Annotated in this window: 9 protein-coding genes; 3 read left to right on the top strand and 6 right to left on the bottom strand. The window is 64.2% G+C overall.

Annotation, left to right across the window (positions count from 1 at the left end; genetic code table 11):
* Positions 1–83: 83 nt before the first annotated feature.
* Positions 84–1,421 (bottom strand): MFS transporter, encoded by a 1,338-nt coding sequence (locus CDPAHKCJ_RS11000; protein ID WP_166019809.1) that lies wholly within the window; start codon positions 1,419–1,421, stop codon positions 84–86.
* Between the two features lie 584 nt (positions 1,422–2,005).
* A complete protein-coding gene (locus tag CDPAHKCJ_RS10995) occupies positions 2,006–2,425 on the bottom strand; it encodes a DUF1499 domain-containing protein (RefSeq protein WP_043333122.1) in 420 nt (139 codons plus the stop codon).
* A 421-nt stretch (positions 2,426–2,846) separates the two neighbouring features.
* Here CDPAHKCJ_RS10995 and CDPAHKCJ_RS10990 point away from each other — a divergent pair, with 421 nt between their 5' ends.
* Both CDPAHKCJ_RS10990 and CDPAHKCJ_RS10985 read left to right on the top strand, forming a co-directional pair.
* Positions 2,847–4,247: an exonuclease SbcCD subunit D C-terminal domain-containing protein gene (locus tag CDPAHKCJ_RS10990; protein ID WP_166019808.1), complete on the top strand. Its 1,401-nt coding sequence runs from the start codon at positions 2,847–2,849 to the stop codon at positions 4,245–4,247.
* A complete protein-coding gene (locus tag CDPAHKCJ_RS10985) occupies positions 4,244–7,762 on the top strand; it encodes an AAA family ATPase (RefSeq protein ID WP_166019807.1) in 3,519 nt (1,172 codons plus the stop codon). Before CDPAHKCJ_RS10990 ends, CDPAHKCJ_RS10985 begins: the two co-directional genes overlap by 4 nt.
* A gap of 6 nt (positions 7,763–7,768) precedes the next feature.
* On the opposite strand, the gene CDPAHKCJ_RS10980 is transcribed toward CDPAHKCJ_RS10985, so the two are convergent.
* From CDPAHKCJ_RS10980 to CDPAHKCJ_RS10970, 3 genes are all read right to left on the bottom strand, one after another.
* A complete protein-coding gene (locus CDPAHKCJ_RS10980; protein ID WP_166019806.1) occupies positions 7,769–8,536 on the bottom strand; it encodes an endonuclease V in 768 nt (255 codons plus the stop codon).
* A gap of 53 nt (positions 8,537–8,589) precedes the next feature.
* Complete coding sequence (locus CDPAHKCJ_RS10975; RefSeq protein ID WP_166019805.1) at positions 8,590–9,162, bottom strand: hypothetical protein; 573 nt, start codon at positions 9,160–9,162, stop codon at positions 8,590–8,592.
* Positions 9,163–9,353: 191 nt separating this feature from the next.
* Positions 9,354–11,060 carry a DEAD/DEAH box helicase gene (locus tag CDPAHKCJ_RS10970; protein ID WP_166019804.1) on the bottom strand — a complete coding sequence of 569 codons (1,707 nt, stop codon included), beginning with the start codon at positions 11,058–11,060 and terminating at the stop codon, positions 9,354–9,356.
* Between the two features lie 591 nt (positions 11,061–11,651).
* Here CDPAHKCJ_RS10970 and CDPAHKCJ_RS10965 point away from each other — a divergent pair.
* Positions 11,652–12,173: a YaiI/YqxD family protein gene (locus CDPAHKCJ_RS10965; protein WP_205700848.1), complete on the top strand. Its 522-nt coding sequence runs from the start codon at positions 11,652–11,654 to the stop codon at positions 12,171–12,173.
* Between the two features lie 56 nt (positions 12,174–12,229).
* Here the strand turns inward: CDPAHKCJ_RS10965 and CDPAHKCJ_RS10960 are convergent, their stop codons facing one another.
* The gene (locus CDPAHKCJ_RS10960) at positions 12,230–13,240 is read right to left on the bottom strand and encodes a glutathione S-transferase family protein (RefSeq protein ID WP_166019803.1); all 1,011 of its coding nucleotides are present in this window, start codon (positions 13,238–13,240) and stop codon (positions 12,230–12,232) included.
* Between the last annotated feature and the right edge of the window lie 151 nt (positions 13,241–13,391).

Here is a 13,391-nt window from a genome sequence, read left to right as displayed (position 1 = left end):
ACCACCCTGAGGGTGATGCGCGTTTTCAGGCAGAGGCAGGCCACAAGGGCCTGCCTCTCATCCTGCGATGCCGAATACGCTGATCAGACGATGCGCATCAGTTCGCGGCCGCGCGGGCTGATCGCCAGCCACAGGCCGAGCACCACGCCCATCAGTGACAGCGCCGCCACGTACCAGGTCGGCGACAGCGGAGAGACGGTCATCATCAGCGAAACCAGAATCGGTGTGAAGCCACCGAAGATGGCGTAGGCGACATTGTAGGAGAACGACAGGCCGGTGAAGCGCACCGCCGGCGGGAAGCCGCGGATCGCGATGCTCGGCACCGCGCCGACGATGCCGACGCTGAAGCCGGTCAGGCAGTAGAGCGGCACCAGCAGGCTGGGGTCTGAATGCATGGTGGCGAGGAAGACCCAATAGGTGATGCCCAGCAAGGCGCTCCACAGCACCAGCGTGACGCCGGCGCCGATGCGATCGACCATGTAACCGGAGACGATGCAGCCGATGCACACCGCCACGATCGCCAGACTGTTGGCGGAGAAGGCGGCGGCACGAGTCAGGCCCTCGAGCTCCGCGATCAGGCTCGGCGTCATCAGGATCACGACCACGATGGCAGCGGTCAGAATCCAGGTGACCGCCATCGCCACGGCAATCGCCGGACGCTGTTCACGCAGGATCATCTTCAAGGGCAGCTCGGCGGCCAGCGCCTTCTTCTGCTGCATCTCGGCGAATACCGGCGTCTCGTGCAACCAGCGACGCAGATAGACCGAGAACAGCCCGAAGACGCCACCGATGATGAACGGAATCCGCCAGGCGAAATCACTGACCTCTTGCGGGGTATAGACACTGTTGATGGCGCTGGCCATCAGCGAGCCGAGCAGGATGCCGCCCACCAGACCCATCGAGAGGGTGCCGCAAGCCAGGCCATTGTGACGCGGTGCGACGTGCTCGCTGACGAACACCCAGGCACCCGGCACCTCACCACCGACCGCCGCGCCCTGGAACAGGCGCAGGATGATCAGCAGCAGTGGCGCCCACATGCCGATGACGGCATAGGTCGGCAGCATGCCCATCAGGAGGGTCGGCAGCGACATCATGAAGATGGACAGCGTGAACATCTTCTTGCGGCCCAGCGTATCGCCGAAGTGGGCCATGATGATGCCACCCAGCGGGCGCGCCAGATAACCGGCGGCGAAGATGCCGAAGGTCTGCACCTGGCGCAGCCACTCGGGAATGTCGGGCGGAAAGAACAGCTGGCCGACGACGGTGGCGAAGAACACGAAGATGACGAAGTCATAGAACTCGAGGGCGCCGCCGAGAGCGGACAGACCGAGTACCTTGATGTCACCGCGCTTGAGCGAATGTTCGTTGGGCAAATCGTAGGCAGCGGAGGCGGAGCCCGCTGCGGGGACGGAATCGTTCATGGATCTCTGTTTAGCGGGGGCTGGTGTCCAGCGATGGTCAAGGGTGATTCACGCGTCGCACATCTTGTCTTGGAGGCTTTCAGTCGGGGAGACATCATCCTGTCGGGAGACATCATCCTGTTGAGAGACATCATCGAAACGAGAGACATCATCGAATCGAGAGACATCATCGATCACGGAGCGGGAATCGTGCTGATGATGACTGAAAGCACCGGGGTTGCCCCGGAGGCGTGGCGATCACGCGGAATCCTGCCAGCGTACGACGCATCACTGCATTGCAAGAAACACAATACAGGTCGATGCAATCATGCGTCTCATGTATCGCGTCCAGAGTAGCAAAGGCGACCTTGGCTGGGTAGCGTTCGCTCACTGTTTGGCAGGGGTCTTGCGGGAAATCACCCAAACCTTGGCAAGAGTCGGCATGAAAAACCCCAGTGCCTCGACAAGGCGGACCGGGGTGGTGGACGTCATTCTACTTAGTTCAAGCAATGAGGGACGTGGTGGGCGTCATACAGTGAGTCATCTTCCCTCGCCTGCCGGGCGATGCCCGAGGCTCAGGCTCAGGCTCAGGTTCATCGACAGCGTCAGCTGCAGTAGCCCCAGCCTTCCAGACGCTGGCGAATGTCCTCGACCCGCTGGCGGTTCTTGCCGAGATCGGAATGCCCTCTGCGCGAGACGCTGCGCACATGACAGACCCCCTCCTCTTCATTGCAGACGATTTCCACATCATCGACGAAGCCCAGCACGGGGGTGTGGAACTCGGCGTGCAGATAGCCGCCATCTTCGCTGACGATTTCAGCATGCCCCATCGATTCTATGATGCCGTGCAACTTCTCCATCGCACTGACGCAGCAATCCTGCGGCATCGGGAGTGGCGCGACATAATGCTTGCTGTCAGTGGCCTGGGAACTGACCCCGTTGGGGGTGCTGGGGGCCGGAGCCAGCATGCCATCATGCAGGCCGAGATTGTCGGGACGAGGTGAAGCAAAAAGACCTTGGCGCATTTCGAATCCTTCCTGTCATCTCTGGGCGTCGGTAACAGCATCCTCTGTCACCAGCCTGATTGTTATCCAAGTCAGCTTGAAGACGTTGCGAAGACTGTGCGCAAGAAAGCCTCATGCGGGCTTCTCCGCTGATGTGATTCGCTGAGGCAACTCCCACACGCTGCCATCGCGTGGGCTTGTCGGTGAATGACAAGGGCCTCGACTTTCAGCGTAGCGACTTTTGTCGATTTTGCCCGTGGAAGGCCTTGATCCAGATCATCTGCCTGATAATGCGCCGCACCTTGAGCGGCTTGAGGCCGTGCCCTCTTCCGCCCCAGCGAAGCCAGACCGTACACTGGGCAGCATTTCACCCGGCCCGGCTTTGTCCCATACGCAGCTCCAGCCCCAGCCGCCGGCCAGACGACTTCGCAAGGACCCCATCGTGAGCTTCCGCTTTCTGCACACTTCCGACTGGCATCTCGGCCAGAGCTTTCACGGCCAGAGCCGACACGTCGAGCACGCTGCCTTTCTCGACTGGCTGCTCGGGCAGCTAAAGACTCTGGCGCCGGATGCGCTGCTGATCGCCGGAGACCTGTTCGATGTGGTCAATCCGAGCCTGGCTGCTCAGGAGCTGCTCTACGACTTCATCGTGCGCGCCCACGAGCAGGACGCGGCGCTCGAGATCGTGATGATCGCCGGCAATCACGACTCCGGCTCGCGCATCGAGCTTCCGGCTGCCCTGCTGGCACGTCTCAAGACCCATGCATTGGGTCGCGTGCGCTGGGTGGATGATTCCGCCGACGGCGGCGATGCCCACAGCCTCGACTGCCAGCATCTGCTGGTACCGCTGCATGATCGTGACGGCAAGCGCCGCGCCCTGTGTCTGGCGGTGCCCTTCCTGCGCCCGGCCGAGGTCACCGGCCTGAGCAGCGGCGAGCAAGCCGAACAGGAAGGACAAGCCGCAGACAAGGCCGAACGCACCCGCAGCGAGGCCTACCGCGACGGCGTGGCCCGTGTGCACGAGCAGCTGGTCAGCGCGGCGCGTGCCGCCCGCCTGCCCGGCGAGGCGCTGATCGCCATGGGTCACGCGCACATGCGTGACGGCGAGGTCTCCGAGAACAGCGAGCGTCCGATCCTAATGGGGGGCGAAGAGGCGCTCTCGACCAGCCTGTTCCCCGACGACATCGCCTATGTGGCGCTGGGCCACCTGCATCGCCCGCAACGCGTGGGCGGCCAGGAGCGTATCCGCTATTGCGGCACGCCGCTGGCGATGGACTTCTCCGAGGTCGATTACGGTCATCGCGTGTTGGAGATCACTCTCGAAGACGAGACGCTCGCGGGCGTCGAGGAGCATCGAGTGCCCTGCCATGTCGCGCTCACGCGCATCGGCCCTGCACCGCTGAGCGAGATCACGACCCGGCTCACGGCGCTGGCCGCCGAGGCAGACCGTGAACTCGAACAGGCACGCTGGCCGTGGCTGGAAGTGACCGTGCAACTGGAAGCGCCCGTGATCGACCTGCGTGCGCGCATCGAGGCACTGCTGGAAGATGCTCCGTTGCGCCTGATCAAGCTGGTCACCCGCTACCCGAAACCCAGTCTCGAGAATCGCCAGCCGAAGGGGGTGAAACTTGATGAGCTGGGACCGATGGGGCTGTTCGAGCGCCACTATCGTGCCACCTATGACAGTGAACCAGACCCGACGCTGATCGAGGATTTCGCCCAGCTGCTCGAGGAAGTCGAGGCCGCGCGTGAGGCGCGCCTCGAAGGTGAGTCGGCCACCCGGCCCACTCGCAAGGCAGACAAGACGGCTTCGACAGACAAGGCCAAGGGAGGTCAGGCATGAAGATTCTCGCCCTGCGCCTCGACAACCTGGCCTCACTGGCCGGCGCACATGCAGTCGACTTCGAGAAGGCGCCGCTGTCCGATGCCGGCCTGTTCGCCATCACCGGCCCTACCGGGGCGGGCAAGAGCACGCTGCTCGATGCCCTATGCCTGGCGCTCTATGGCACAACGCCGCGCCTGCGCCAGACGCCGAGTGGCGGCCAGCTGGAGGATGTCGGCGAGCATCAGCTGACCCTCAAGGACCCGCGCAGCCTGCTCCGACGTGGCTGCGGCGAAGGCAAGGCCGAGGTGGACTTCATCGGCCGCGATGGCCTGCGCTATCGCGCCAGCTGGACGATCAGCCGCGCACGCGGCAAGCCCGGTGGACGCCTGCAGAATGCCAAGCAGCATCTGCAGTTGCTGACGCCTGACGATGGCACCCAGACGGCTCAGACCCTCAACACCACCAGCAATGATGCCAAGGCGTTGATCATCGACAGGCTCGGGCTGAATTTCGAGCAGTTCACCCGTGCCGTGCTGCTGGCGCAGAGCGAGTTCAGCGCCTTCCTGCGCGCCAATGACAATGAACGCTCGGAGTTGCTGGAGAAGCTGACCGATACCGGCCATTACTCCGAGATCTCGGTGGCGGCCCATGAGCGCGAGCGCGCCGCCCGCGAGACCGTCAATGAACTGGAGCGCAAGCTGGAGGGCCAGCTGCCGGCCAGCCCGCAGGAACGCCAGGCGCTCGAGGAGGAAGTCCGCCTGCGTCAGACGGCCATGACTCGGCTCAGCGAACAGCATGATGCGCTGACAGCCTATCACCAGTGGACCACCACGGCGGGCGAGCTCGAACAGGCCCTGCGTCGGGCGCAGCAGGAACAGACCGAGGCCCACGCCGCCAGCGATGCGCTTTCCCATCAGCGCGAGCAACTCAGCGCCCAGGAAGCCCTCGCGCCGATTCGCCCTGCCCTGCTGCGCCTCAAGGCGATCGCGCCGCAGCATGCGCAGCTGGTCACGCAACTGGCCCAGCTGGAGCAGCAGCTCGGCACTCTGTCGCCCAGAGTTGAGCAGGCCCGAACCGCCAGGCACACCGCCGATGAACGTATGCAGCGCTGCGAGACCTGGCGTGGCGAGCAACTGCCGAAGCTTGAAGAGGCACGTCAGGTGGCCTCGCGTCTTTCGCAGCAACGCGAAGCACACGCCAGCCAGCAGAGTGAACAGCAACGTCTGCGCGAAATGCTCGACCAACATCGGCAGGAGCTGGAGACTCAGGATCGCCAGCGCCAGCAGCTGGAGCAGCAACTTCAGCAGCTGCAGACAACGCTGGTCGACGAGTCCGGCCAACCGCTGCGCGATGCTGAAGACTATCGTGACCAGCTGCAACGTCAGCGCGATGCGTTGCTGGAACTGAAGCCCGTGCTCAGCGAACAGATCAGTGTCCTGGCCCGCCGTGATGAGGTACAGCAGCGTCTTGTCGAACTGGAGCAGCAGCTGCCCCGACAGCAACAGGCGTTGCGCGATGTGGCTGCCCGTCAGGCGCAGGCATTGCAGGCCCGCGATCAGGCGCGCCATGAGGAAGACGCCGAGCGCCGCCATCAGGAGCAGGAGCGTCTGGCACGCAGCGACAACGTGATGGCGCTGCGCCGCGGACTGGTGCATGGCGAGGAGTGTCCGGTGTGCGGCAGCCACGAGCACCCCGCCGCCGGCCAGGCCGCGCCGGCCGAGGCGCTGATCGCTCAGCTGGAACAGCAGGCCCGCGAACGCCTTGACCAGCGCCGGCAGGCCACGGCCACCGCGCAGCAAGCCATGGAGGCGGCCAGTCACGAGCACGCGCGCCTCGAGCAGCAGCTCGGCTCTCTGCAGCAGGAACAGACCCAGCTGCATACGGAGCGGCAACGCCTGCAGCAGCAGACGCAGAGCTGCCAGACGAACCTGACAGATCTTCTGGCTCGGCACTCGCTGTCGGAGCAGCCCCAGCTTGCACGATTACCGCAGTTGCCTGCTGCCCACGCACTGCAACTGATCGAGCAGCGCCTTGGGGAACTGGACGCCCACCAGAACACGTTGGTGACGACGCTGCGTCAGCTGACGCCGCTGCGCGAGCAACGCCAGGCACTGGCAACACGCCACGCCACTCTGACGACGCAATGTCAGCATGGCGAAACTCAGCTTCAACAATGCGAGACGCAGATCACTGCGCTGGCGAGCGAGATCGAGCAACTGAGCGCCACGCTTGCCCAGCAGCTGAGCGCAGACCCCAAGCGACAGCATGCCAGCGTCAGCGACTGGTCCGACTGGATCGAGTCGCTGACCACCCGGATGCGCAACGAGCAAGAGGATGCGCGGCAGGCCCTGCAGGAGTTGAGTGATCAGCAGCAGCAGTTGACGCAGCAGCAAGCCAATCTGCAGCAACGCCAGACGGAGCTGCGCGAGGAGCAAGACTCGCTCGACAGCGAACGCGCGCATTGGCAGGCCGCGAATCCCGGCCTGGATGACGCGCGCATCGCGGAGTTGCTGGCCATCGAGGATCACGAGCTGCAGGCACTGCGCCAGCAACTCCGTAGCGCCCATGAGCGAGTCGCACGGGCGGATGCCCTGTGTGAGGAGCGCAATGCGCGTCAGCTCACCCATTGGCAGGCCGCCCGGACCTCCAGCTGGCAGACGGTACTCGAACAGCTGGCAGCGCCCGCCGTGGGCGGGCCAGGAGAGGACACAGCGGGAGAAGGCACAGCGGAGGACAGTGCAACGGGGGCTGAGGAGGCAGGCGTCATTCGTGCTCAGGCCAGGCAGGCAATTGAGCTACAGTCGCAACTGCTGTCTTCCCGCAGTCAGCAAGCAGCAGAACAAGCCCCTGACGGCGATAGCCTGACGGAGCTTGCAAGTCTGCTCGCCAGCCTGATCGCGGCGCTCAAGACACCGCTCAACCAGGTGCGAGAAGCTCATCAGGCAGCGCAGGCCGCGATACTCAATGATGATCAACGTCGTAGTGGCAGCGCTGAACTCGGCGAGCAGCTGGCCCGCGCCCGCGCAGTCCATGAGCGTTGGGGAGCACTGTCGGAGCTGATCGGCAGTGCCAGCGGCGCCAGGTTCCGCACCATCGCCCAGGCCTTCAATCTCGAACGCCTGATCGAGCATGCCAACCTGCATCTGGCCAACCTGGTACGCCGCTATCGTCTGGCCCGCGGCGCCAGCCCGCTGGGACTGGTGGTGGTGGATACCGAGATGGGTGACGAGCTGCGCAGCGTGCACTCGCTGTCCGGAGGCGAGACCTTCCTGGTCTCGCTGGCGCTGGCATTGGGTCTGGCGGGCATGGCCTCCGGCGAGCTACGCATCGAATCGCTGTTCATCGATGAAGGCTTCGGCAGCCTTGATCCGGACTCGCTGGCCCTGGCGATGGAGGCACTGGATGGCCTGCAGGCCAGCGGCCGTCGCGTCGGCGTGATATCGCATGTGGCCGAGATGCACGAACGCATTCCGGTACGTATTGCGGTGCGACCCTCGGGCAACGGCCAGAGCCGACTGGAGATCGAAGGCTAGCGGCGGTCAGGCATCGCGAAGCCGCTTTAGGCGGCGGCTGGCGAGCTGATCCGCCAGTCGGGTCGGCTCGGGCAGCTTGGTCTTGCCCAGACAGTGCAGGGTCATCGCCAGCGCCGTGTCCAGATTCATGTGCTGGCCCGGCGAGACGAACACCGGCTTGACCTTCGCGCGTGAGCGCAGCACGGCGCCCAGCTGGCTGCGCTGTTCGCGCTTGGGCAGCTCGGTATTCTCGATGATGCCGAGCTCGCCATCCGCTTCACGCACGCGATCGGTCAACGCGACCCAGTCACCGCGCGCATCGCCCGGTTCGCCATGCTTGCCACACAGACGCTTCTTGGCCACGCCGAAGGATGGCAGGTCACACCACAGGCCGAGATGCGCCGCTACACCCAGGCGGCGTGGATGGGCGATGCCGTGGCCGTCCACCATCAGACATTCAGGCGCACGCTCCAGTGACTCCAGGGCAGCGATGGCCGCAGGCAGCTCCCGAAACGACAGCAAGCCCGGAATATACGGCATACGGGTCGGCTGACGGGTCAGCTGCTGCTCGAGGGGTTCGAGCGTCGCCAGATCCAGCGTCACCACCGCCGCACGTGTCACCTCGCCCTCATCCTCGAAGCCGATATCGACCCCCGTGATGGTCGCTGGCCACTCGTCGAGGCTTGTACCCCAGGGCGGCGTCAGCGTCAGTCGAGTGGCCATTTCGCGTTGCTTGGCAACGGCGGCGGCAGGGTCGAGATTCCAATCATGCAGTGCTGTCGTCCACTCACTCATGCACTTACTCATGCATTCCCTCACGGCGGTTGCGGGTCTTTCTCCCTCAGATGCTATCGATCGCCCTCACCTTCAAGCTGCTTGCCCAGTGAACGCAGCACCTCCGCCGCCTGATTGCGGAAGGTATCCAGTCCGTTGCCGACCTCCCCCATGCTGCGTTCCAGCTGACGCGACAACCGGTTGGACAGCGGCTGGTCCGCGCGTGCCAGCAGCTGCTCCGGCGTCATGTCGAGCACCAGTCGGTAGCGGATGTCGCCGGGCGCCGCAGCCGCCAGCGGGTCACTGACCGCCTCACGAGTGAAGCGCGCGAAATCGATGCTGGCCGCCTTGTCGCCGCCATCAGGACGAATCAGCAGGCGATGGATCTGACCACGGGTGTCACTGAGCACATCCTCGACCTTGCCCAGGGCTTCGCCCTGCGGTGAGACCACCGGCGCCAGACGCAGGGCCTCCAGCGAAACCAAGGGCACGCGAATTTCCGGCGTGGCATGGCTGGCCGGGATATCGGATTCGGCGTGGGCCGTCGTGACTGGCCCCCATGGTGACACCAGCAGAGCACACAGCATCAGCTGGCGGGCAGGCGTGGCCTGCAGGCCACGGCGCAGGGCATCGAGTGAAGAGATCATCTGTGCATCCTCGGGAAATGATGGACGGTGGACGCTCCACCGCTATGACAGCACAGGATACCAGCCCCGGTGACGCCTTTCGTCCAGGCACAAAAAAACCGGCACCTCGTGAGAGATACCGGTCTTTTCAGAAGCCGTGGCCAGCACTGCGATCAGTACCGGCCAGGCTCAAGCTCGTGCCCCAGGCCTGATCAGGCGCGACGACGGTCGTCGTTGCCACCTTCACGGCGCTGCGGACGAGCGCCCGCACCGTCTTCTGCCAGTTCCAGCGGGCGGCCAGCGACGCGAGCACGCGCCATCTTGGACACGATGCTGGTCGGCAGACCGCTCGGCAGTTCCACGACACTGTGCGTGTTGCGGATGTCGATGCGACCGATGCGTGACCCTTCGATGCCGCCTTCGTTGGCGAGAGCGCCAACCAGCTGGCCCGGCTTGACGCCGTCACGGTGGCCGACGGCCACACGGTAAAGCTTCATGCCTTCACGTGCGACCGGCGCGGAGTTGCGACGCTCACCACGTTCCGGACGCTCGGAACGCTCACCGCGCTCGGAACGCTCGTTGCGACGCGCACCCGGCTTCGGCAGAGACTGGATCGGCGTCTCTTCGGCGCGAGCCATCTTGACGAAGACAGCGGCCAGCTCGACCGGATCGTGACCTTCTTCGACCAGGCTCTGGACCAGAGCGCGGTGACCGTTGGAGCTGCTGCCCAGGGCTTCGACGACGCGAGCACGGAAGGCGGCGTCACGGTGGCCACGGATCTCTTCTTCGCTCGGCAGCTGGCGTTCGGTGATGCGCTGGCCCAGGGCCTGCTCCATCCAGCGAACCTTGCGCATTTCGCGACCGCTGACGAAGGTGATGGCGCGACCTTCACGACCGGCACGGCCAGTACGGCCAGTACGGTGGACGAAGGATTCGCTGTCACCCGGCAGGTCGTAGTTGAAGACGTGGGTGATGCGCGCCACGTCCAGACCACGAGCGGCGACGTCGGTCGCGACCAGCACGTCGACCTTGCCACGCTTGAGGCGAGTCACGGTGCGCTCGCGCAGGGACTGGTCCAGATCACCGGACAGCGCTGCCGCGGAGATACCGCGAGCGATCAGCTGTTCGACGACAGTGGTACAGGCGGCACGGGTACGCACGAAGACGATGGCCGCATCGACGGTCTCGACTTCCAGCAGACGGGACAGCGCTTCCAGCTTGGCGCCGCCTTCGACACGCACCATCATCTGTTCGATGGTGGAAGCGGTACGCGATTCGGACTTGATGGCAACCTTGACCGGATCAACCAGGTAGCGGTTGACGATACGCTCGATCTCGGTCGGCAGCGTCGCGGAGAAGAAGACGCGCTGCGCTTCCTTCGGGGTATCGGCGACGACGCGCTTGACGTCATCGATGAAGCCCATGCGCAGCATCTCATCGGCTTCATCCAGCACGAGGGCTTTCAGGCCGTTCAGGTTCAGGCTCTTGCGGTCCAGGTGGTCGATGACACGACCCGGGGTGCCGACGACGATCTGCGCGCCGCTCTTGAGGCTGCGCATCTGCTCGCGGTAGTCCTGACCACCGCAGAGAGTGGCCACTTCCAGGCCACGCATGAACTGACCGTAACGTGTGAAGTTGACGGCGACCTGTTGGGCCAGCTCACGGGTCGGGGCCAGCACGAGAACCTGCGGTTCACGGCGGTCGAGGTCCAGACGGGTCAACAGCGGGAGTGCAAAGGCAGCGGTCTTGCCGGTACCCGTCTGTGCCTGGCCGATCATGTCACGGCCTTCGAGCAGACTCGGGATGGTCTGAGCCTGGATCGGGGACGGAGTTTCGTAGCCCAGCTTCTCGAGAGAGGTCAGGACGGCAGGCAGCAGGGCAAGATCGCTGAAGCGATCGACGACGGAAGTCGTGGTCATGTATATCTCACACCTAAATGGCTACAAGTAAGGCTTGCAGCTGAAGAATGGGTCGGGTTGAACCGACACGAAGCGTAAGGGCTCCGTCTGGCGATGCAGTCAGGCACGAGGCGCTGGCATCATCAGAAAAAACGTACGAGTGCTGGACGTCTTGGCATGGACGGGCCCGGGTTGCTCTGAAGGTGAACGCAATTCCACTTTCAGGCACAACGCTGCGGCGACCGTACAGCAACCAGAGGCTCTTCTACTCAAAGTCTCGGGGCGCTCCATCATGCACACTGTGGACAGGGACGGGTCTTGCATCGCGGCGGCCGGACATCGATCGAATCGAGGGGTCACGGATGGCTGGGGCAAGCTACGCCACGCGGTCCGGGAGGCGCGAAATACCGGCTGATGGCCACAAGAAACGGCGATCACGTCGGGCTCGGCTACTCAGGATGGTGGGTCACTACATGCGAGGAGCTGGCATTCTAGCAGCCTCTCGCGCATTCTGCATCCTTTCTTTTGACCTTGGTCGCAGGCCACCCGTCCTCGGGCAGACATGCGCCCCGCCATCACGACTCGCTAGACAGCCACCTGACAGGAGCCTGCATGACTGACGCGCAAGACCATGACGCCCCCTCTCCAGAAGATCCCGCCGAGCATGTCATCACGCTGTGGGTCGACGCCGATGCCTGTCCGCGCGCCGCGCGTGACATCCTGGTGCGCGCGGCGGAACGCACCGCGACCCCCACCTGGTTCGTCGCCAATCATCAGGTGCCGCTGCCGCGCTCGATGCACGTCAAGGCGCTGTCGGTCCCGGCGGGTGCGGACGCGGCCGATCAGTTGATCGTCGAGCGCGCCCACCCCGGCGACATGGTGATCACCTCCGACCTGCCGCTGGCGCTGGAGGCGATCGAGAAAGGCGCGCTGGTGATGACGACCCGCGGCGAAGCGCTGGATAGCAACAACATCCGCGCCAAGGTGCAGATGCGCGATTTCATGGAGAGCATGCGCTCCAGCGGCGAGCACACCGGCGGTCCGTCCGCCTACGGTCAGCGCGAGCAACGCGACTTCGGCAATGCACTGGACCGCTGGCTGGCGAAGATCAGACGCCCGACACCGCGCACCTGATCCAATCGCCGCTGCTCGCCATCAATTCAGGCTTGATCAACTCAGACTTCAATACCTCAGGCGTGACGACGAATGCCCTGACCCGGCAGCCGCTCGCGATCATGGGGAGCGTCGAGCGCCAGGCTCGGGCCGACCGGCACGATGGCGGTGGGATTGATGGTCTGCTGACTGGCGTAATAGTGGGTCTTGATATGCGCAAGATCACAGGTCTCGGCGATGCCCGGCCACTGATACAGCTCGCGAAGATAGTGCGAGAGATTGGGATAGTCGGCGATACGGCGCTGATTGCACTTGAAGTGCCCAAAGTAGACGGCATCGAAGCGGATCAGGGTGGTGAACAGGCGGATGTCGGCTTCGGTCAGCCATTCACCGGTGAGATAGCGCGAGTCGGCCAGCCGGCGCTCGAGTGAATCCAGGCACTCGAACAGCGCCGCGAAATGACGCTCGTAGACCTCCTGACGCGTGGCGAAGCCGGTCTTGTAGACGCCATTGTTGACCTTGTCATAGACCTCGGCATTGATGGCATCGATCTCGCCGCGCAGGTCCTGCGGATAGAAGTCCAGATCATTGCCGGTCAGCGAATCGAAGGCGTCATTGAAGATGCGCACCAGCTCCGCCGACTCGTTGTTGACGATGCGACCGGTCTGCTTGTCCCACAGCGCGGGCACGGTGACACGGCCGGTGTAGTGCGGGTCGGTCAGGGTGTAGAGCTGATGGTGATAGCGCACGTCATTGATCGGATCACCGCTGGAGCCTTCTTCCTCGAGATAGCTCCAGCCATGTTCGAGCATCAACGGGCTGGTGTAGGACATGCCGACCAGCGGCTTGAGCCCCTTGAGAGAGCGCATGATCAGCGCACGATGCGCCCACGGGCAAGCCAGCGAGACGTAGAGGTGGAAGCGGTCCGCGCTGGCGGGCACGGCCGCTTGCCCCTGCGGCCCTTCGAGCGGGGCATCGGGCGCCACGACCCAATCTCTGAGCCGCGCGCTTTCGCGCTTGAATTCACCGCCGGTGCTGTCGGTGTCATACCAGCGATCCTGCCACTTGCCGTCGACCAGTAAGCCCATCTTGCACGCTCCTTATATGGCTTGGGGGGGATGCCCCCAGCCTAAGAGTCGAGCGCGACAGCGCAAGCGAATTCACTGCGTGGCAACGATCGAGTTTCTCGAACGATCACATTGTGCGCTCTTCTCAAGCCCTCACGCTTTTCAGACCCTA

It is taken from the genome of Cobetia sp. MB87 (assembly GCF_011319755.1).
Taxonomy (GTDB): domain Bacteria; phylum Pseudomonadota; class Gammaproteobacteria; order Pseudomonadales; family Halomonadaceae; genus Cobetia.
This window is presented reverse-complemented; position numbering and strand designations above follow the sequence as displayed.